The organism is Acinetobacter sp. Ag2 (assembly GCF_001005515.1).
Taxonomy (GTDB): Bacteria; Pseudomonadota; Gammaproteobacteria; order Pseudomonadales; family Moraxellaceae; genus Acinetobacter; species Acinetobacter bereziniae.
In genome coordinates this window covers 105,952-126,892 of record NZ_LBNA01000055.1, presented here as the reverse complement: position 1 = coordinate 126,892, position 20,941 = coordinate 105,952, and the positions used below count along the sequence as shown (strand labels likewise).

General features: G+C 37.8%; 16 protein-coding genes. 8 read left to right on the top strand and 8 right to left on the bottom strand.

From position 1 onward, the window contains the following. The first annotated feature begins 218 nt into the window (after positions 1 to 218). From AAV97_RS15720 to tatC, 7 genes are all read left to right on the top strand, one after another. Positions 219 to 1,292 (top strand): ABC transporter substrate-binding protein, encoded by a 1,074-nt coding sequence (locus AAV97_RS15720; protein ID WP_046761034.1) that lies wholly within the window; start codon positions 219 to 221, stop codon positions 1,290 to 1,292. A gap of 3 nt (positions 1,293 to 1,295) precedes the next feature. After that, complete coding sequence (locus AAV97_RS15715; protein ID WP_046761033.1) at positions 1,296 to 2,135, top strand: ABC transporter permease; 840 nt, start codon at positions 1,296 to 1,298, stop codon at positions 2,133 to 2,135. After that, a complete protein-coding gene (locus tag AAV97_RS15710; protein WP_046761032.1) occupies positions 2,135 to 2,923 on the top strand; it encodes an ABC transporter permease in 789 nt (262 codons plus the stop codon). The genes AAV97_RS15715 and AAV97_RS15710 overlap by 1 nt, the downstream gene beginning before the upstream one ends. 36 nt (positions 2,924 to 2,959) lie before the next feature. Further along, positions 2,960 to 3,715: an ABC transporter ATP-binding protein gene (locus AAV97_RS15705; RefSeq protein ID WP_046761031.1), complete on the top strand. Its 756-nt coding sequence runs from the start codon at positions 2,960 to 2,962 to the stop codon at positions 3,713 to 3,715. 95 nt (positions 3,716 to 3,810) lie between these two features. After that, positions 3,811 to 4,026: a Sec-independent protein translocase subunit TatA gene (locus AAV97_RS15700; RefSeq protein WP_046761030.1), complete on the top strand. Its 216-nt coding sequence runs from the start codon at positions 3,811 to 3,813 to the stop codon at positions 4,024 to 4,026. Between the two features lie 13 nt (positions 4,027 to 4,039). Continuing rightward, positions 4,040 to 4,456 (top strand): Sec-independent protein translocase protein TatB, encoded by a 417-nt coding sequence (gene tatB / locus AAV97_RS15695; RefSeq protein ID WP_046761029.1) that lies wholly within the window; start codon positions 4,040 to 4,042, stop codon positions 4,454 to 4,456. Then, positions 4,453 to 5,202 (top strand): twin-arginine translocase subunit TatC, encoded by a 750-nt coding sequence (gene tatC / locus AAV97_RS15690; RefSeq protein WP_046761028.1) that lies wholly within the window; start codon positions 4,453 to 4,455, stop codon positions 5,200 to 5,202. The genes tatB and tatC overlap by 4 nt, the downstream gene beginning before the upstream one ends. Before the next feature lie 36 nt (positions 5,203 to 5,238). Here the strand turns inward: tatC and AAV97_RS15685 are convergent, their stop codons facing one another. Next, positions 5,239 to 6,315, bottom strand: coding sequence for a sigma-54 interaction domain-containing protein (locus AAV97_RS15685; RefSeq protein WP_046761027.1), 1,077 nt, complete (start codon positions 6,313 to 6,315; stop codon positions 5,239 to 5,241). A gap of 314 nt (positions 6,316 to 6,629) precedes the next feature. Here AAV97_RS15685 and AAV97_RS15680 point away from each other — a divergent pair, with 314 nt between their 5' ends. Continuing rightward, on the top strand, positions 6,630 to 7,718 hold the full coding sequence (locus tag AAV97_RS15680) for an LLM class flavin-dependent oxidoreductase (RefSeq protein ID WP_046761026.1): 1,089 nt from the start codon (positions 6,630 to 6,632) through the stop codon (positions 7,716 to 7,718). Positions 7,719 to 7,811: 93 nt separating this feature from the next. Here the strand turns inward: AAV97_RS15680 and AAV97_RS15675 are convergent, their stop codons facing one another. From AAV97_RS15675 to AAV97_RS15645, 7 genes are all read right to left on the bottom strand, one after another. Next, entirely contained in the window at positions 7,812 to 9,077 is a 1,266-nt protein-coding gene (locus AAV97_RS15675) for a lipase family protein (RefSeq protein ID WP_046761025.1), read from the bottom strand. 9 nt (positions 9,078 to 9,086) lie between these two features. After that, the gene (locus AAV97_RS15670; protein WP_052945868.1) at positions 9,087 to 10,337 is read right to left on the bottom strand and encodes a lipase family protein; all 1,251 of its coding nucleotides are present in this window, start codon (positions 10,335 to 10,337) and stop codon (positions 9,087 to 9,089) included. Positions 10,338 to 10,351: 14 nt separating this feature from the next. Further along, positions 10,352 to 12,844 carry a TonB-dependent receptor plug domain-containing protein gene (locus AAV97_RS15665; RefSeq protein WP_046761024.1) on the bottom strand — a complete coding sequence of 831 codons (2,493 nt, stop codon included), beginning with the start codon at positions 12,842 to 12,844 and terminating at the stop codon, positions 10,352 to 10,354. Positions 12,845 to 13,163: 319 nt separating this feature from the next. Continuing rightward, positions 13,164 to 14,405, bottom strand: a complete 1,242-nt coding sequence (locus AAV97_RS15660) for a lipase family protein (RefSeq protein WP_046761023.1) — start codon at positions 14,403 to 14,405, stop codon at positions 13,164 to 13,166. Positions 14,406 to 14,417: 12 nt separating this feature from the next. Continuing rightward, complete coding sequence (locus AAV97_RS15655) at positions 14,418 to 16,916, bottom strand: TonB-dependent receptor plug domain-containing protein (RefSeq protein ID WP_046761022.1); 2,499 nt, start codon at positions 16,914 to 16,916, stop codon at positions 14,418 to 14,420. 246 nt (positions 16,917 to 17,162) lie between these two features. Next, positions 17,163 to 19,007, bottom strand: a complete 1,845-nt coding sequence (locus tag AAV97_RS15650; RefSeq protein WP_046761021.1) for an ABC transporter ATP-binding protein — start codon at positions 19,005 to 19,007, stop codon at positions 17,163 to 17,165. Beyond that, positions 19,004 to 20,815 carry an ABC transporter ATP-binding protein gene (locus tag AAV97_RS15645; RefSeq protein WP_155769258.1) on the bottom strand — a complete coding sequence of 604 codons (1,812 nt, stop codon included), beginning with the start codon at positions 20,813 to 20,815 and terminating at the stop codon, positions 19,004 to 19,006. The genes AAV97_RS15650 and AAV97_RS15645 overlap by 4 nt, the downstream gene beginning before the upstream one ends. Between the last annotated feature and the right edge of the window lie 126 nt (positions 20,816 to 20,941).

The window sequence follows — 20,941 nt, the reverse complement described above, 5'->3', positions numbered from 1 at the left end:
ATATATTATTGTTTTATTTTAACTTTATAAAAACATACTAAAACGTGGTGTTGAAATTTCAACACTTCTATACATTTAAATGTCTGTTTCACAGCATAGATTACTGACTCAATAACAATAATCCGCATAAAAAATAATAAATAATTGATTTTTATATTTTAATTATTTTGGCTTAGTTCTTGCTCTATTCCTCTATATTTTTTAATTCTTATGACGATATGCGTATTCTTCCTAGCTTATTTTTAAGTTTTAGTCTTTTAGGACTAGTCGCTTGCGATGCAAAACAAAACCAACAAGCATCTGAGAGTAAATCATCTCAGCAGCAGTTGCGTATTGCTGTCGTAGCAAATGGAACATCAGGTAATCTGGACTTTATTGGCGTACCACAACTCATCTCTCAAGACCCTATTTTTCTCAAGACCTTAAAGCAACAACATATTGAGTTGAAATGGGAGCCAGTAACAACTGCTGCTGTAGCGACTTTAGTGAATGAAAGTTTCCTGAACAATAAAATTGATTTTGCTTTTTATGGCAACTTACCAGCTGTCGTACTAAATGCAACTGGGGTAAGAACACAAATTGTTGTGCCTGGGGGGATTGGTAATAATGTCTATCTGATTGTGCCACCTGATTCACAGGTAAAAAGTATTGAAGATTTAAAGGGTAAAAAAATTGCTTTACATCGTGGCCGTCCTTGGGAAATCAATTTTGGTCAACTTATACAAAGCAAAGGTTTCAACCTCAAAGACTTTCAAATTATTAACCTCAACCCTCAAGCAGGTGCAGCAGCTTTATCTGCAAAAAGTGTGGATGCATTTTTTACTTTAAGTGATGCGCTAACTTTACAAGACCGCCATCTTGGTAAAATTATCTGGTCATCTCAATCCTTGCCAGCTGACTGGAAAATGCGTGCAGAATTATGGGGACGTAAAAACTATATTGAACAATACCCTGAGACCACTCAGTTACTTGCTGACGCAACAGTTAGAGCAATGAACTGGATATCCCTACACAAAGATGAATTTCAGCAAAGTCAAACCAAGTTCGGTCAACCTTTAGATGTGATTCAACGAGAAAGTCAGAATAGTGCAAGTACATGGCAACAGGATTGGTCACCTGAATATAAAGTTGATTTCCTTAAACAGCACTATGCCAAAGTCATTGACCATGCTGTGAAAAACCAGTTGATTCAAACGCCGTTAAAAGCAGATGAGCTGTTAAATCCAAAATTTGCCGAGCAAGCAATTCAAAATTTACATGTAAACGATCAGCAGAAGAAACAGGGAGACTAAGCGATGAAAACGCTCGTGAATCCCCCACTTGAAAAGAATATCGTTGTGAATAGACTGCCGTTATGGAGGAGGATTTCCACTGAGCAGTTGTATGGGTTGCTCTCGCTGATTTCCCCCTTATTGGCTTTACTTACTTGGCAATTTATTTGCTCTTTACAAATTTTTCCAACTCAAATTCTGGTGCCACCCGAGACAGTCTGGAATACATTTATTAGTTTATTGCAAAGTGGTGAACTACAACTGCATTTAAAGGATAGTCTTGCTCGATTATTTTTTGGATTTTCTATTGCAGCACTCAGTGCCATTGCTTTTGGAGTTGCCTATGCTTCAATCACCACATTCCGTAATTACACTTATATCTTATTTAATCTGCTTTACCAGATTCCGATCTTTGTTCTTATTCCTATTTTTATTCTCATTTTTGGGATTGGCGAACTGTTTAAAATTTTACTTATTATCAAAGCATGTTTTTTCCCAATTGCTTTGGCAACAGCAGATGCAGTGAAAAATATTCCTAAACAATATATTGAACTCGGTCAAATCTACAAACTTAAAACGCGAGCGTGGCTTAGGTACATCGTCATCCCATCAACATTGCCACCCTTGATCAGTGGACTACGAATTGCATTAGGCCGAGCATGGTTGATTTTAGTTACCGTTGAATTACTTGCAGCGGGTACTGGCATTGGTCAGATGATGGAGCTTGGACGGCAAATGCTTCGTCTGGATGTAGTGATGGTCGGAGTATTTATCACAGGCATGATTGGTTTTAGCCTCGATAAACTTTTACGTTTGATCGAACAACGCTTTATATCACCTGCGCTCAGTTCAAGGGGGAAATAATGTCGTCACTATCTCTTAGTTTGAAAGGTGCATTGCAACAGCCTGTGGTCCTATTACAAGGTCTCGTACTTCCAGTAATATTACTAGCGTTATGGCAATACAACTCTGGACTAGGCTCTAGCCATGCCTATGCCTTTGTCCCTTTACAGAATATATATTCTGCTTCTCTTCAACTTCTAGAAACAGGTGAATTGTGGGTGAATACATGGGGTAGTCTGAAGAAAGCGGGATTAGGCTTTTTAATAGGTTCAACAGCTGGACTAATTTTAGGCGCCTTACTCGCCTATTCAAAAGTTTTTAATGCGCTCGTTTCGCCACTGTTTAACAGTGTCCGACAAGTTCCACTGCTCGGTTTAACCCCATTAATTGCTTTATGGTTTGGCAATGGTGAAGAAGCCAAGATTTTTATTATTGCACTGGCTTCTTTTTTCCCCATGGTTATTAATACCTTTCAAGGACTCAGCCACTATGATGAAAAATATAGTGAAGTCGCACGAATCTATCAGTTTTCATTTTGGCGTGAATTTAAAAGAATCCGCTTGCCACAAGCCTTGCCACATATTTTAACGGGGTTGAATTTAGCGGTACCTTTTACTTGGATCACCACCACAGCAAGTGAGTTGCTATTCAATGCAGGCGCAGGCTTGGGCAATCTCATGATGAAAGCTGAAATTAATGCCGAAATGGACATCCTATTGGTGTGTGCAATGACCGTTACGATGAGCGGTATTTTTATGACCGCATGTCTCCACTTCATTTCAAAACATCTGCTGCAATGGCGAGCTTAGTCACCTCTAATTTAAAAATACAATCAGGATTTCAACATGTCTTTTCCTTTACTCTCGATTAAAAAACTCAATAAATCATTTCAACGTGATCAAAACAACTTAACTGTTTTAGACGGTATTCATCTCGACATTGAGCAAGGCGAATTTATCTCCATTGTCGGCAGCAGTGGTTGTGGAAAATCAACTCTACTCCGTCTAATTGCAGGACTAGACCCAGACTATCAAGGTGAAATTTTACTTAATAAAATTCCTATCCAAGGGACAGATTTAAAACGAGGATTAATTTTTCAGGAACATTGCTTACTGCCTTGGCTCACCGTTTCCGAAAATATCCATTTGGCACTGGAAGAAACGGGGTTAACCCGTTCAGAAAAAAATACCCGTGTGAAAGAGCATCTCGAAATTGTGGGACTGACTGGATTCGAGCATGCTTATCCTCATGAATTGTCTGGCGGTATGGCGCAGCGGGTTGCCATTGCACGAGGGTTGGTCAATAAACCTGATATTTTACTTTTAGATGAACCGTTTGGTGCTTTGGATGCCATGACCCGAAGTCATTTACAGGCTGAACTGCAACGTATCTGGCAACATGAAAAAATCACCATGATTCTTGTGACGCACGATATTGAAGAAGCCGTCTATCTAGGAGATCGTGTGATTGTGATGTCAGCTCGACCAGGGAAAATCAAGGAAATTATACCTATTCCTTTACCTCATCCAAGGCACAAGGACAGTGAAAGCTTATTCAATTTCCGTAATCAAGCACTTCATCTACTGGATCACACCGCATAATTAAATCGAATATTGATCGATATTAATATGATTTAGAAAATAGACGATGTCGTGATATTAATAGTCTTTATCATATATTATTTAGGAGCTTTACCATGGGTTTATCTATTTGGCATATTCTATTATTTGCCGTTATCGTTATTTTATTATTTGGCACTTCAAAGCTAAAAAATCTAGGAAAAGATTTGGGTGGTGCAATTAAAGATTTTAAAGACTCTGTTAATTCTGACGATCCAAAATTAATACAGAATCAACAATACAAAGATATTCATCCTTTAGAATCAGATAGTGAGAAGCAGACCAAATTATAAGTGATATATTGCTATGTTTAATATCAGTTTTGGGGAACTATTTGCTTTTAGCATTATTGCCCTCATCATTTTAGGGCCTGAAAAGCTTCCTCAAACATTAAGAACGGTACTATTTAAATATAGAGCAATTAAAAACCACCTCAATAAAATCCAGAATGATCTGGAAAATGAACTGGAATTGATTGAACTCAAAAGAATCATGCAAGAAGAGCTGCAAAAAATAAAACAAAATGAAGAACAGCTCAAACAACAACTCACGCTCATGCAACAAGAAATTGAAAATGTGCAATCAACTGTTTCCTTGGAACAAACAACCAAAGCACCGTACACCAAGGATTATGTCTATATCCAATCACATGACAAGTTAAGGACGCCATTTTTAACTCGTTTTAAAGTAATCCATAAATTCGATGAGGATCAAGCCGCATGACTGAACATCTTGTCCGTGAAAACCTCACTGAAATGAAATATAGCGAGCACCTGAAAGAGTTAAGAAAGCGTTTGATCTATAGCATTTGTGCGGTTGTTGCTATTTTTTTAATGCTTCTTCCGCTTGCCCAACAAAACTACCATGTTCTTGCCCGACCATTAATTTCATTGCTACCAGTTAACTCAACCATGATTGCAGCGGATGTTATGGGTACATTTTTAGCTCCGTTCAAACTGAATATTTATCTGGCAATTCTAGTGAGTATTCCCTTTATCCTGTATCAGTTTTGGCAATTTATTGCTCCTGCACTCTACCAAAACGAGAAAAGATTTGGTGTCGCTCTAGCCCTTTCTAGTATTTTTTTATTTTATCTCGGTCTCTTGTTTGCTTATGGCCTGATCTTACCCTTGGCGTTAAAGTTCTTTGTATTGGCTTCTCCTGAAAATGTATTGCCGATGACGGATATCAATAGCTATCTGGATTTCTGTTTAAAGCTTTTTCTTGCTTTTGGTCTGGCATTTCAAATTCCAGTATTAACTTATATTCTTATTTTTATTGGAATTTTATCTATTCAACAATTAGAAGAACATCGTAAACACATCATTGTGTTCTTCTTTTTTATTGCAATGTTCATTACCCCTCCAGATGTGTTTAGTATGCTTGCTCTTGCCATCCCGATGTGGCTATTATTTGAATTAGGCTTATGGATCACTAAATTAACAACAATAAAAAAAGAACATCCATAGGTCAAAGATGGATGTTCTTAAAATAGAATATTTTTTCTATGCAATTTCATTTTCATTCTTATTGGGTAATAAATTATATCGAGACAAAAGGTTACGCAAAACATTGCGCGAAAGACCTAGCATTTTTGCAGTCTTGACCTGATTATTCCAACAACTTGAAAATGCCGTATTCACAATCTTATCTTCAATAATATGCCAAGCTTCCCCATCATATTCCTGAAATAAACGCTTCAGGATATCTTCAAACTCCTGAATTAAATCATTATCAGGTAATGCTGCTGACCCACCTTCTTCTGAAAAACGCAGATGTTCAATATCAATCGTTTTACCACTGCTCATCAGCAAAGCATAATGGATATTGTTTTCCAATTCGCGAATGTTCCCTGGCCAACTATAATTGAGGAGTGCATTTCTTGCTCTATCACTAATATTTGGCTTGGTGGTAATCAGCTTCTGAGAATACGAATTTAAGAAAAAATCAACTAAAGGTAAAATATCGCCTTTACGTTCCCGTAATGGCAAAATATTCAATACCACGACATTCAAACGGTAGTATAAATCGAGTCTAAACTTGTTTTCAGCCACCGCCTTACGCAAATCTACATGCGTACCAGATAGAATACGTACGTCGATTGGAATTGGTTTACGACCGCCTACCCGCATCACTTCTTTTTCTTGTAGTACACGTAATAGCTTGACTTGTAGAGACAATGGCAACTCCCCCACCTCGTCCAAGAACAAGGTGCCACCATCTGCTGTTTCAAAAATACCAGCACGTGTCTTATGTGCTCCAGTAAAAGCACCTGCTTCATAGCCAAATAATTCAGACTCCGCTAAGGTTTCAACCAGAGCACCACAGTTCACCGCAAGAAAAGGTTTGTTTTTACGGTCACTTTTCAAATGAATTTCGCGTGCAATCAACTCTTTACCTGTGCCCGACTCACCTTGAATGATAACACTGGCAGAGCTTGGGGCAATGGTTTCAACTTGATTTAACAATTTACGGGAGTTTTGATCTGAGAAAATAATTGCTTTTGCTCGAATTGGTTTTACTGGTACTCCGTTATCAGGCAAAGTAATTACTTTATAATCATTATCCAAATAGGATTTCATAATTAATCCTTTAAATAGATTAGGATGATATTAAAATAGAATAGTACAATTCAATTACAAAACTGATAAATAATAATTATAGATAATTAATCCATAATTTAAATATTTATTACTTTAAAAAATCAAAATTATAACTTTATTAAAAATATAATTCTCATTTTATGAAATGTTGATTTCCAAGCATAATAAAAATACTTTTGATCAAATATAGACACCTGATTAAAATACTATTCCCTAATCACTTATTTTATATAAGTTTAAACTTGGCATTTAATTTGCTCATTGGTTTAAAAATCCACGAAGTAGGTTTAATAATGAGCATCGAATTTGTTGGTATGGTTTTCCCTAATCAATGGTCAGAAACCAAAGGTACACGTATTGGTCATAAAATAGACCTCGACTATCTACGTTATCATGCACGGGCACATGAATATGCGGGTTTTGATAAAGTTTTAATTGCCAGCGGACCAAGTAGCCCTGACAGTGCACAAATCGCAGCTTATCTGGCACAGCATACAGAGCGACTCGGGTTTATGATTGCCCATCGTCCTGCACTTGTAACACCAAATCTGGCTGCACGTTCTTTTGCGACACTTGACCATACTACAGGTGGTGGAAGAATCCGTTTACATGCAATTACGGGAATTACAGCTGAGCCTCAAGAAGGTGATTATATTGTCGATAAAATTCAACGTTACGAACGAACTGGTGAATATCTAGATATTATTCAGAAGCTCTGGCAAAGTGATCAACCTGTTAGTTATGAAGGTAAGTACTTTAAGTTAGAAAATGCTTTCTGTCCGTTAAAGCCAGTCAATGGAACAATCCCGATTTCATTCGGTGGCTCATCCGATATTGCTTATGATATTGCAGTCCGCCATGCAGACCTTTATTCGCTTTGGGGGGAACCACTGGCTGGTGTAAAAGATCAAATTACAAAATTAAAGCTCGCAGCAGAACAAGCCAATAAACCGCAGCCCCCTGTGAGCTTATCCGTACGTCTTATTATTGGTCCAACTGAAGAACTTGCTTGGCAGCGTGCAGCACAGATTCTTACAGATATTCAAAACAATCCAACTTTTCAAAATAATGGAACTTTGTCAGGACACAAAATCAAGGGGATTGGTTCACAACGCTTATTGGCAGCAGCGCAACAAGGTGATCGACATGATCGTGCCTTATGGATGCCCACAGCAACTGCTGTAGGGGCTTATGGTGATACCACTGCCTTAGTTGGTACACCAGACACCATTATTGCTGCATTACTCGATTATGTAGATTTAGGTGTTACCACCTTTTTAAATCGAGGCTACGATCCTATCTATGATACAGTCGATTATGGTCGCTATATCATCCCTGCTGTACGTGAAGAGGCTACAAAAAGATTAAAGCGTATCGCTTAAACATTTAAAGTATAAAGTCGCGCTTCAATATCTTTGAAGAGCGACTTTTTAAAATAAAGATTTTCTTCAGTACGAAAATATTTAAGTCATCTTTTATTGCAAGTCAGGCTTGCAAATAGCCTGAATTTTCTCTCCTGCAATCACCTTTTTAGCAAAGGGAATTGAATCTTTTAAAGAGGCATTTACCGTTTCACTATGACCTAAACCATGATAAAGATGTCCTTCAACTACAGTTCCTGCTTTACATGCATCTGCAACAAGTTTCATCTGATTACGAGCATCTGGTGTAACATCATTTGCTCCAGTACCTATAAATAACGGATGATTAATTTTTAAGGTTGGATAATACCCATAAGCATTAGATTGTTGCTCGAGTGCTTCTTTGTAATATGCAGGGATATTTGGCTTATACGCTTTTGCTGGAGATAAGCCAGAAGATTGAATATCAGACATAAAACCCACTAAACAGGCATTTTGTCCTTGTTCCACCAACAGCAATGCTTCTGGTGTAAAAATATCTTCTGCTTTAATTGCAGGGTTTAAGCTTTGAGCAACTAAAAAACTATAAATTCCATAAGCCAATGAAGGACTCACTTCATATGGATTTAACTTCAGATCATTTTCAGCGGCTGTTGCTTGTGGATCTTTATAAATCACACCTGTACCAATTGAACCTTTAATATTCAGATCAGGTGCGTAAGTCGCTGAATAGGATGAGGCAGCAACTGCACCTGCCCCTCCTTGGGATTGACCAACGATCACAAACTTGTTTGCCAATGGAAGCTTGGTTTTTAAAGCCGCTCGTCCACTGTCTAAAATACTATATGCCAACATCGGATTATTGATGAGTAGATGTGGACCTGCTACCCCTAATCCTTCGTAATCAGTTGCAACGACTGCAAAACCTTCGCTCAACCAGCGATTTAAATATTTAACATCCCGATAAGAACGACCATTCCAAGACGGTGCACAACTATCCGCTAGCCCTACAGTTCCATGCGCCCATAAAACTACAGGCCATCCACCTACAGGCGCTTTACCTTTGGGAATATGAACTGTACCAGATACTACAATCGGTGTTTTACTGTCTTTTCCACTTCTAGAACTATAGAGAACTCGTATTGCCTCACTTGCGTTATCCAATGCAATATATGGGGTGGTTATAAGTTCAGAACGTAATAACTCCCCAGGTTTTGTAGGAATACTTTTATTCCATGTATAAAACTCAGATACGCGACCATCACCATATTTTTCTTGAGCTTGTAACGCTGTTTTGGCCTGTAACTGTGTTGTAGATAAAATAACTGTACTACTGAGCACACTTAAACCAAAAACACTAAACCACTGATTAAATTTCATAAATATCTCTTATTTTAAATTGATTGAACAAGTATTTGGAATGGCTTGATCACTTAAAGCCAACTGAGCAAATGGGATGGCATCTTTTAGCGAACGAGGAACAGCCTCACTATGACCAAGACCATGATATAAATGGGCTTGTACTTGAGTTCCTGCTGCACATACATCTTTAACAAGTTGCATTTGATTACGAGCATCAGGCGTACGATCATCCACCCCTGTACCAATAAATACTGGATGACTAATTTTTAAGGTTGGATAGGCACTATACTGCTGATCAAATTTAGCCAGAAGCTTTTGATATTTCTCAGAAGGCTCTGCCAAGAGAGCATCATTGAAACTTAACTTTTCAAAACTTACGTCAGCGAAAATATCTGCTGCGCATTGCGCTCGTGAATGCTCAACCAAGTCAATCGCCTTAGGAGTAAATACATCCGCTGCTGTTAAACTTGGGTCATATTGTTGTAAAACATGAAAACCCAGTATTTGGTATGCTAAGGCTGGATTAGGAACATTACGATTGGTAATATTTAATGTTGGTCGGTCCGCTTGCTTGGGTTTATAAATCACACCTGTCGCAATAGTTCCTTTAATATTTAAATCGGGTGCATAAGTCGCGGAATACGATGCTGCACCGAATGCTGCTGCACCACCTTGAGATTGACCTGCAATAATTATTCGATTAGAAATATTATGCTTTGCTTGCAATGCTGCTCGAGCACTATCCAAAATATTAAACGAAAGCTGTGGTACGTTAATTAACAAATGTGGCCCAGCTACGCCAAGTCCCTGATAGTCAGGCTCAACTATGGCGTACCCCTGTTTGAGCCATTGGTTTAAATAATGCGCATTGCGATAAACTCTCCCCGTCCAAGAAGGTGCACACTGATCTGCCAATCCAACTGTGCCGTGTCCCCAAACTAGAAGTGGCCAGCCACCTTTTGGAACTTCACCTTTTGGAATGAATAATGAACCCGAAACAATAGTCGGAGATTTACTGTCTAGCCCATTGGTTGAACTAAACAATATTCGGTATTGATCAGAGGCTTCTTTTAGACGAATTCCTTCATTTAAAGGCTCTGTTCGCAATAAAAGTCCTGGTTGAGTTGGTATTTTTTCATTCCACTCATAAAAATTAGACAGTTTTTTATCGCCATACAAAGGGTTAGATTTGTATTCAATAACAGGAGAATTTGCAAAACTACTCTGCAAATCCAGCAGCAGATAAAGTGAACTTGCAACAAGCATTTTAAGTTTCATATTGATTCCCTATCTTAAAAGTCATAACTAATACGACCAAACAAATAGGTGCCAAAAGAACCTTCTGGTGCATTAAAGCTGTATTTCACTACGCCATATGGATCTTGAGAAATTGTACGGTCCGGATGACTATTAAATAAGTTCACTGCACCGACATTAAGTTTTAAACCTTTCACAAATTGGTCAGCATTATACCCAATATCCAAATCAATCACCCATTGCGGATCAAATGTTTGATCTAAGTTTGGATTGGTATTATTTTGAATGGTCCATTTGTCATAACGGCGTAAGTTTGTATTGACACTCCACGCGTTTTTCTCCCAATTTGTACCTAGAGTTAATTTATTTTTAGGTGCTGCAGATTCAATTAGACTTTGAGTATTACGACCAGCAATAGCATTGGATGAAATCACATCACCTTTAGAGGTAATGGCATCTCGTGCTTTCGTAATTTCATTATCATTGGTTGCAAAGCCGAGGTTTAGCCTCAAATTCCCATAATCATTTAAATCTAAATCATGCTTCGCAGTAATTTCTAAACCACGAGTTCGAGTGTCTAAGAGGTTATTAAAAAACGCGACATTATTAATATTGGCGTAAGGAGTTCCTGCAAAAGCATTGGTAATTAAGCTACCTGAAATATTATCAGAAAGTAAAATACGGTCTTTGATATCAATCTGATAAACATCTAAAGTGACAGCCGTTTTAGCAATAGGTTCCCAAACAAAGCCTAAAGAGAAGTTGGTCGACTTTTCAGGCTTTATTTTATTACCGCCAACCAATTGTGCTGCTTCACTACCTGCAACTAAAGTACGCTGCTGGACATCCCGCCAAATGCCATCTGAGCCTTGGACAGTTTGCACACTATAAGTTGAATAGCCTAATTGTGCTAAGGATGGTGCACGATATCCAGTACTTGCAGAACCACGAATACTAAATTGAGGGTCAAAATTATATTTTAGTGTGAGTTTTCCATTGGTGGTGCTACCAAAATCTGAATAGTGTTCAGATCGCAAAGCAACACCCGCATTTAAATCTTGAATAAGATCAGCTTCTAAATCGAGATATGCACCATACACATCACGACTAATACTTCGTACATCTTGGTCAGTGATACCTGCATAAATTTCAGGTGCATTCGCAGCATCATAGTAAGGACCACGAGTATAAGCGACTCGATCACCAGCCTGCTGTTTATACTGCTCCCAACGATATAAAGCCCCTGTCGATACTGTCAATGGACTATATAACCATGACACAGTGAAATCACGACTATAATCTGCGCCCGTATTTAATTGAGAAAATACATTATTGCCCAAATCATACTTTGTTGGGGAAGTTAAACCATAACTTGGATTAAAACCATTTCCTTGTTCAGTACTCACCTTGTTGTTGCCATAAGTTGCAAAAACATCTAGTTTTCCTGTTTTTTGAGTTCCATTTTTCGCCCCTACTGTGATCGAAAAATCATCTACATTCACCAAACTTTCGGTAATACGCCCATCTGGATATATTTCTTTAAAATACGGGGATCTATTGATTGCGGCAGTAGAAGATGGAGGTTCATAGAAATTTTCACCTATTGTTTCACGGTACCCATAAGTACCAAAACTATAGAGTGCGAGCGTTTCTTTCAGTGGTAAATCTGCATTAAAACTTAGATTAACTTGATTTTTAAGTTCTGGAGTACCAAATTTCCAATTGCGATAAGGCGTATCATTTTCAGTATATTGGTGATTTGGATTGCTCGAACTATTATAAAAAACCCGATTATCAGGCAACGTGTTATTTGCGGATTCACGGGTTCCTGCATCAAAAGCCAAAGTTAGTGAGCCATCATTTGGTAAAGCAAAACCCTTCCAGGCTGAAATTTTATGTTGTTCACCATCACCTTGTGTAAAACCACCACCTTGATAATTTACATTACCGCCAGAATCCTTAGCCCTTAAAATAATATTGACCACACCTGCAACGGCATCCGAACCGAATTGGGCTGCGGCACCATCACGTAAAATTTCGACACGTTCTACCGCACTAATTGGTATTAAACTTAAATCCACACCAGCCGCACCACGTCCACCTGCATAAGATTGCCGAGTAAAATACGCAGATGTATGACGACGTTTACCATTAATCAGTACTAGTGTCTGATCAGAAGTTAAACCTCTTAAAGCAATACCTGGTGCAACTGCAGCACCAAATCCACCTGCAGGTGACGTTGGTAAAGATACCGATGGAGAAATTTTGGCAAGTGCTCTTGATAAATCATCCTCACCTGTCGACAACAAAGCTTGAGGCGAAATAATATCAACAGGTGCAGGCGCATCTAATGAACTTTTTACTGCACGGCGAGAACCTGTTACAACAACGGACTCTAAAGTAATTGCATCAGTATCAACAGAATATTTATTTTCAGAATCTTCATTTGCCAATGCAATAGAGCTTGCCAATGCACTTAAGAAAAATATAGAAGATTTCAGAATAAAGCGTTGGTGTAATTTAATCATGTACATTTCCCTTATAAAGTACACGATCCATTGCAAAGCCAATGCCATTAAATAAATCAATAATAATCAACAATATAAAAAAAGATATAATTCTAAAAATGTTTTTATTTAAACAAATATTTATCAAAATGTTTTAAATGCAACTTTTTGTAATACCCCAAAATCTATAAATGTTCTAAATAGAATGCACTTATCAGTAAAAATCAACTCTATCCTGAATTGATTAAACAATTAATTTATACCTGAGTGATAAGTTAAAAAAGAGAGAAGCCATCTTTTATCAAAGACGGCTTCCCTATATACACGTATTTGCAGAATGTTATTCTAGAATTGGCTGACAAATCGATTGAATTTTTTCGCCTGCTAATGCTTTCTTGGCAAAAGGAATCGCATCTTTCATCGAAATTGGAACAGCATCACTATGCCCATAACCAGCATAAATATGCCCCTCGATGATTGTACCTGCCTGACAACTATCTTTCATCAATTTAAGTTGGCTACGTACATCTGGTGTTTTATCATTTGCACCCGTTGCAATGAACACTGGATGATTGATTTTTAATGTTGGAAAATAACCAAATTTCTCCTGCATTCCATTGACCGTTTGAATATACGCCTCACTTGGTTGGGGCTTTAAAGTATTAGCAAAGGTCAAACCTGCACTGGTTACATCACGTTGTAATGTAATAATACAGGTATTGCGGGCGCGCTCTACAAATGGTAATGCCTTTTCAGTAAAGACATCTTCTGGCTTTAATTTTGGGTTATAGCTTTGTGCAGCAATGAAACTGTACATAGGCAATGCAATGGCTGTGACAACTTCATGGGGATTTGCACGAATCACTTCTTGCTGTTTCACTTGACGATCACGATAAATCACACCTGTTGCAACGGTTCCTTTAATACCAAGTTTTGGCGCATAAGTCGGAGCATATGCTGCCGCTGCATAAGCCCCAGCACCACCTTGCGACTCACCCGATAAAATCACTTTATTGGCAATCGGTAAATTGGCATGTAAAGACGCTGACGCACTATCCAACATGTTATAGGCCAACATTGGATTATTGATGAGCCAATGTGCACCTTTTGTCCCCAAGCCTTCATAATCTGGAGCAACAACAGCAAAACCTTCTTTTAACCATTTATTCAGATGCTCTACACCAATATATAAACGTCCAGACCATGATGGTGAGCAAGTATCGGCTAGACCTACTGTGCCATGTCCCCAAACTAGCAATGGCCATCCTTCTTTTGGTGGTGTTCCTTTGGGAATAAATACAGCTCCAGAAACCACTGTCGGTTGTCCTGCATGGACTGAACTTGTAGATGAATATAAAATCCTATACTGTTCTGCAGCCTCAGACTGTCCAATGTAGCTAGGAGTTAAACTTTCTATCCTCAATAAAGTTCCAGACTTTTTGGGAATCTCTTGATCCCATTCATAAAAATCTGATAAATAACTGTCACCTACTAAATTTTCTGGATACACTTCTGCCTGTATCATACAGGATAATAAGGCTAAACCAATTGCAATAACCCAATGAGATAAATGTTTTTTCATTTCATTCATCCTTTAAAAATCATAGCTCAGTTTGCTATATAAGAATGTTCCATTACCACCTTCAGGTGCATTGAAACTATATTTGACTACACCACCAACACTCGTATTTATGGCACGATCAGGATACGAATTGAATAAGTTATAAGCGCCGACATCTAAACGTAAACCTTTGATAGAACTTGGTTTAAATCCAATATTTAAATCAGCAACCCACTGTTCAGAAAAAGTCTGGTCAAATGCGGGACGTGTACTATCAATCGTTGTCCACTCACCATAACGACGAATTTGTGTCGTAATTTCCCAATTCGAAATATTCCAATCTGCACCAATCGTCAGTTTATTTTCAGGTGATGCTGACTCGATAATGCCCTGTGTGCTTCGACCTGCAATCGATTCGAATGGAATCACCTCACCTTTTACTGTAACTGCATCACGTGTCTTGGTAATTTTGTTTTTGTTAGTACTGAAGCCCAAGTTAAGTTTAACTTTACCGTATTGCTCTAAATCCAAATTATAATTTGAAGTAATTTCCAAACCACGTGTTCGGGTATCTAACAGATTATTAAAAAATGCGACATTATTAATTTCAGCATATGGCGTACCAGAAAATGCATTTTTAATCACTTGCCCAGTAATATTGTCTGAAAGTAATATTCTATTTTTGATATCAATTTGATAAAGATCTATGGTCGCAGATAAATTCTGTGTTGGTTTAAATACAAATCCAACAGAGGCATTTTTTGACTTTTCAGGATTAAGAGATTTCCCACCAAGTAACAATGCAGCTTCACTACCCGGCAACAAAGTCCGCTGTGAAACGTCTTGATATTCACCATTTGCTTGTAAAACAGTTTGTCGACTATATGCTGAGAAACCTAACTGAGTAATTGAAGGTGCACGGTATCCTGTACTATAAGTACTTCGTATTGCAACTGTAGGATCAATATCATATTTTAATGAAAGTTTACCATTTGTTGTACGACCAAAATCTGAATAATCTTCTGCTCTAAATGCAACGCCAGCAACTAATTTAGGTAATATTTTTGCTTCTAAATCGATATAAGCTCCTAGTACATTCCTAGAAATTTTCCTTTCATCCTGATCTGTCACGCCAGAATAAATTTCAGGAACACCCACACCAATCACAGTGCTTGGGTTGTAAAAAGGACCACGAGTATAGGCAACAGGGTCACCCGCAATTTGTTGGTATTGCTCATTTCGATAAGCCAAACCTGTAGCAAAAGTAAGAGGTCCATCTAAAAATGCGAAAGTAATTGGTTTTTGATAATCTAAATTTAGATTGCTTTGTTCATTGATATTTTGCCCAACCTTATAATCTGATGGTGAGTCATAACCATAACTTGGGTTAATACCATATTTGTACAGCTGTGAAGCTTTGTTTCGTCCATAATTTGCAGAGAAATCTAGCTTACCACCCAAAAAATCACTATCTTTGATTCCAGCTGTAATTGCATTATCAAATAAAGAATATACCGAAGTTGTAATACGACCATCAGGATAACGGGCTAAATAATATGGATTTTGATTGAGTGTCGTATTGGTTGATGGTGGTTGATAAAAGTTCTGCCCTACGCTTTCCTTATAACCATATGTTGCAAAACCATAAAGCTTGACTGTATCTGTAAGGGGTAATTCTGCATTTAATACCGTGTTAAATTGTTCATTAATTTTAGGGGAACCGAAACGCCAATTTCGATAAGGTGAATTTGCTTCTAAGTATTCACCATTGGGATAACCATTTGGATAAAATTTACGATTATCTGGATTGGTATTATTTGCATAATCTTGACTTCCTAAGTCAAAAGCCAATGTCAGGTAACCATCATTTGGCAGAGCTAAACCTTTCCATGCAGATAACTTATGTTGTTCACCTTCACCAGAAGAATACTGCCCAAAGCGATAAGACACAGACCCATGATCATCATTATCTTTTAAAATAATGTTAATCACCCCTGCAATTGCATCTGAGCCATATTGTGCTGCAGCACCATCTCTTAAAATTTCAACTCGTTTAATTGCACTTAAAGGGATTAAACTTAGATCAACTGAAGCAGCACCTCGCCCATTGGCTAAATTTTGTCGAGTAAAAACCGCACCCGTATGTCGACGTTTACCATTGATAAGCACTAAAACTTGATCTGAAGCCAAACCACGTAATGAAGCACCTGCTGGAATTTGTGCTGCAAAAGCACCAGCAGGTTCCAATGGAAATGAAAATGATGGAGCTAAAATTGCAAGTGCTTTGGATAGATCAGATGTTCCTGTGCTTTTCAGTTGTTCTTCTGACAATATATCAACAGGTGCTGCTGTATCGAGTGGACTTTTAATGGATCGTCGACTTCCTGTTACAACAACTGATTCTAAAGTAAGGGCATCTACATGATCTGGAACTGTTTCATGAGTAGTTTCATTGGCAAGTACAATGGAGCTTTCGAGTGCACTTAAAACAAATAATGAAGATTTTAAAATCGATAAGGGGAATGTATTCATATGCATTTTCCTAAAAAGTTCACCTTTTTTGCAAATGCAATGCCAAATTAATTATCAAATGAAATCAAAACCTTATGTAAAACATAATTAACTCTATTGTTTATAATTAAACAAAAAATTACTAAACTGCTTATAAAACAACTTGCAATAAATATAACAACACAAACTTAAAACTAGAAATATCCAAATAACCTATTTTCGACAAATTACAAAAAAAAGTTGCTTATTAATGGTTAAACACAGCAACTAAATGCTGCTGTGTTCAAGCTGATTTTGTAGATAGGACTGATATAATTGAAAGTAAGCTGACTGCTGCTGTATTAACTGCTCATGCGAACCTTGCTCTACGACATGACCATTTTCAATTAGAACAATTTTATCAGCCTCACGAATGGTACTCAGCCGATGAGCAATGACAATACAGGTTCTATTTTGGCATAAGCGTCTAAGCGCATATTGTATTTTTTGCTCAGTATAAATATCAATTGCAGATGTTGCTTCATCTAGAATTAATATTTTAGGATTTGCCAAATAAGCACGAACCAAACAAACAAGTTGTCTTTGTCCCTGACTAAGATTTTTACCAAGCGCCCCGACCTCAGTGAAATAACCTTGCGATAGCTGTTGTAAAATCTCAGCTGCTCCCAAATCTTCAATGACTTGGATAAGTTGCTGATCTGAAGCATCAGGTTGTACCAAACGCAAGTTATCTAAAATTGTTCCACTAAATAAAACATTATCTTGTAAAACAATACTCACATGTCGTCTTAAACTGGCAAGCTGAATATCTTGTATTGGATAACGATCTAGAAAAACTCCACCCTGCTGAGGTTCATAAAACCGTGTTAGCAACTGAGCCATGGTACTCTTGCCATGCCCTGTTGGCCCTACAATCGCAATTATTTTTCCAGCGTCAATGTCCAAATTAAAATTTTGTAAAACAGGTTTGTGGGTATAAGCAAAATCGACTGACTGAAATCGAATATGACCGTTTAACTGTTCAAGCTTTATAGCATTCGGTTGTTCTTGAATCGTAGATTGTGTATCTAAAAGTAGAAATATACGTTGTGCACATGCTGCACCATTGGCATAACGTTCAAATAGATCAGTCAGTTCCTGTAAGGGCGCTAAGAATAAAAATACATAGAAAATACTTTCTGCAAATTGCCCAATACTAATCAAGCCATCACTATACGCATAACTACCAATCACAATAAATCCAGCAGTGGCTAGCGTTGAAAGTAAGCCTGTAAAAGGAGCAAACCAACTGGTCCGCTTACTGCCATAAATAATAGAATTATTAAAATCTTTCAATAATTCTTGATAACGAGATTGATTGGTTGCTGTGTAATTTAACTGCTGAATGATTTTTGCTCCATTTACTGTTTCAACCAAATGAGCAGTAAATCGACTGCGTTCCTCTGCAACTCGTCCCCAGTGTTTTTGCGATGATTTCTTAAAAATTGCAGTCATCCCAAATAAAATGGGTAGTGTCGCAAATAAGCACCAAAAGAAAGGTGGATAGATATGCCAAAGAAGTACTGAAGCTAATCCACAACGCAAAATTGCGGAAAGTAGTTCTGGTAGCCCTTGTATTAAAACAGGCTCTAACGTTTCGACATCACGATCAGCCCGCGAAATAATCCTGCCAGCCTTGGTACGATCAAAATAACCAATATTTAAACTTTGGATATGCTGAAATAGAGAACGCCTTAAATCATTAATTACTTTCAAGGCTGCTCTGCCTGAAAGGTATTTTGATACGCCCGCTAACGCAAAACGACAAATCCAACTCGTTGCCAAAATGCTCATCGCAATCCATAGAACAGGCTGATGCAATACCATTTTTCCAGCAATTGGTTGAAATCCCGAATCCAGAATATATTTCACCACCCAAGGTCGGACAAAAATACTCATTACTTGTAAAATTTCTACTGTAATTAAAGCAAGCAGCAAGTAACGGATGGGATAAACTAAAGGAATAAGTTTTGTTAACATTCCTCTATGAATTGAGGTATTTGCTAAATTTTCTTCGATTTGTAGATCAGTTGATTGTGCGAATGGGCGGAAATTTTTAACACTGCTATTCATGCATGAATCTCCTGCTGTTGTAACTGAAAGCCCATCAACTCACGATAAAATAAACAATCTTGAACTAATTCAGCATGCGTGCCTTGGGCAATAATGTGGCCCTGATCAAGAACAATCACTCGATCAGACAAAGCAATCGTGGTCTGTTTATTAGAGTTAATAATGATTGTTTTATTCAAAGGGTTGCCACTGCCAGAAAGTGCTGATAGCCGCTGTAAAACCTGTTTTTCTGTGGTCGCATCTAAGGCGCTGGTTGAGTCATCTAAAGCTAAAATGGGTGAATTCTTCAGAATGGAACGGGCCAAAGCAAGGCGTTGTTTTTGTCCTCCCGACAAGGTAACGCCCTTGTCCCCAATCAGCGTGTCTAGTCCATCATCAAGTCGTTGTAATAGTTCTGATGCAGACGCTAAATGTAAAGCATCCCTCATCTCTTGCTGCGTTGCATCTTGCTTAGCAATTCTTAAGTTGTCTGCCAATGTGCCGCTAAAAAAGAAATTTTCCTGAGGAATGATCTGAACCAAATGACGTAATTCAAATAAGCTTAAATCTTTAATATTTGTCCAGCCCGTTTGCTCAGAGCCAATCAAAACTTGACCCTCTGTTGGGTCAATAAACCGATTGAGTAAATTCATCAATGTCGTTTTACCTGAGCCAGTCTTACCGACGACAGTAACGATTTCACCTGCTCGAAATTCAACATGGCAGTGTTTTAAAATATACTTTTGCGTTGTCTCATCCTGAAAACTTACATTTTCTAATCTAATATTTAACTCATCACACCATTGCAAAGGTAGAGGACATCGTTGATCTTCAATTGCGGACTTCTGATCTAACATTTGCCAGATTCTTGTTGCAGATGAACGTGCATCAGCAAAAATATGTAAGATCTGACCAATGCTTTCAATACGAAACACCAATAAATTTGCCATGAGAATGGCAGCAACGAATTGCCCCACTTGTAACTGATTTTGTCCAATTAAATAAGCACCAAAAGCGATGATCCATAAATAAGAGCATGCAATAATCACTTGCGGGATAGGTAACTTTTTTGCACTTGTGCTGATGGTCTGAATGGAATGATGAATAAATAGATCTACGGTATGATTAAAGCGCTGTAAAAGTTTCTCTTCAAGTTGGAACGCTTTGACCACCCGAATCCCATTCACGCTTTCCGCTAAGCTATCACTGACTTTTTCGTAGGTAGATGCAACTTGATGATCCAATACAACCAATTGATTGGTCAGTTTAAACAGAACCACAAGCCCTAAAAAAATAAATAATAAAGGAACTACTCCCAGCCAAGGATGGTACCAACACAAGAGTCCGACAGTTACAGCAACAACCAGACTTGACTCAAACACTTGTCGCCAAAAATTGATCAGCGCTTCTTTTAATTTATCTGAATCACGGGTAGTTCGAGATAACACCTCTCCCAACCCATGTTTCCAGTGCCATGAAACATCTAAATGCTGTACTTGAGAAAAGATTCTTTCTCTTAAAATACTCAGTAATTGCTGACCAATGCTTAAAGCACTTAACCCTGCCAGATACTGAACTACTGCCCTAATGCCAGCAATACTCGCAAGTAGAATAAACCAAAACCAAGGGTTTAAAGGATCAGAAAATGCATGCTGAAATAAAGTTTCCCTTTCACTATGTTTTAAGGTATCAATCGCATGACCGATTGAATATTGTTGGATTGCTAAGCCTATATTTGCAATAACAAATAAGGTCGCTGTCAATAAGAAACGATAGGGCATAAAACGGTATAAAGCCAAACTTCGCAATAATGGATAATTTTTAAACATAAAAGATAGAAAAAATTTAAGATTTCGTATGAGTGCGAGATTCATGCCAAATTAATGATTGAAAAAATATTTTAAATGATTGTTTTATATTAATTTTATGAAAAACCATTTATAGAAGTGTTGTTT

Coding starts and splice junctions, on each gene's coding strand:
- AAV97_RS15720 (WP_046761034.1), top strand. CDS start 219: ATGCGTATTCTTCCTAGCTTATTTTTAAGTTTTAGTCTTTTAGGACTA.
- AAV97_RS15715 (WP_046761033.1), top strand. CDS start 1,296: ATGAAAACGCTCGTGAATCCCCCACTTGAAAAGAATATCGTTGTGAAT.
- AAV97_RS15710 (WP_046761032.1), top strand. CDS start 2,135: ATGTCGTCACTATCTCTTAGTTTGAAAGGTGCATTGCAACAGCCTGTG.
- AAV97_RS15705 (WP_046761031.1), top strand. CDS start 2,960: ATGTCTTTTCCTTTACTCTCGATTAAAAAACTCAATAAATCATTTCAA.
- AAV97_RS15700 (WP_046761030.1), top strand. CDS start 3,811: ATGGGTTTATCTATTTGGCATATTCTATTATTTGCCGTTATCGTTATT.
- tatB (WP_046761029.1), top strand. CDS start 4,040: ATGTTTAATATCAGTTTTGGGGAACTATTTGCTTTTAGCATTATTGCC.
- tatC (WP_046761028.1), top strand. CDS start 4,453: ATGACTGAACATCTTGTCCGTGAAAACCTCACTGAAATGAAATATAGC.
- AAV97_RS15685 (WP_046761027.1), bottom strand. CDS start 6,315: ATGAAATCCTATTTGGATAATGATTATAAAGTAATTACTTTGCCTGAT.
- AAV97_RS15680 (WP_046761026.1), top strand. CDS start 6,630: ATGAGCATCGAATTTGTTGGTATGGTTTTCCCTAATCAATGGTCAGAA.
- AAV97_RS15675 (WP_046761025.1), bottom strand. CDS start 9,077: ATGAAATTTAATCAGTGGTTTAGTGTTTTTGGTTTAAGTGTGCTCAGT.
- AAV97_RS15670 (WP_052945868.1), bottom strand. CDS start 10,337: ATGAAACTTAAAATGCTTGTTGCAAGTTCACTTTATCTGCTGCTGGAT.
- AAV97_RS15665 (WP_046761024.1), bottom strand. CDS start 12,844: ATGATTAAATTACACCAACGCTTTATTCTGAAATCTTCTATATTTTTC.
- AAV97_RS15660 (WP_046761023.1), bottom strand. CDS start 14,405: ATGAAAAAACATTTATCTCATTGGGTTATTGCAATTGGTTTAGCCTTA.
- AAV97_RS15655 (WP_046761022.1), bottom strand. CDS start 16,916: ATGAATACATTCCCCTTATCGATTTTAAAATCTTCATTATTTGTTTTA.
- AAV97_RS15650 (WP_046761021.1), bottom strand. CDS start 19,007: ATGAATAGCAGTGTTAAAAATTTCCGCCCATTCGCACAATCAACTGAT.
- AAV97_RS15645 (WP_155769258.1), bottom strand. CDS start 20,815: ATGTTTAAAAATTATCCATTATTGCGAAGTTTGGCTTTATACCGTTTT.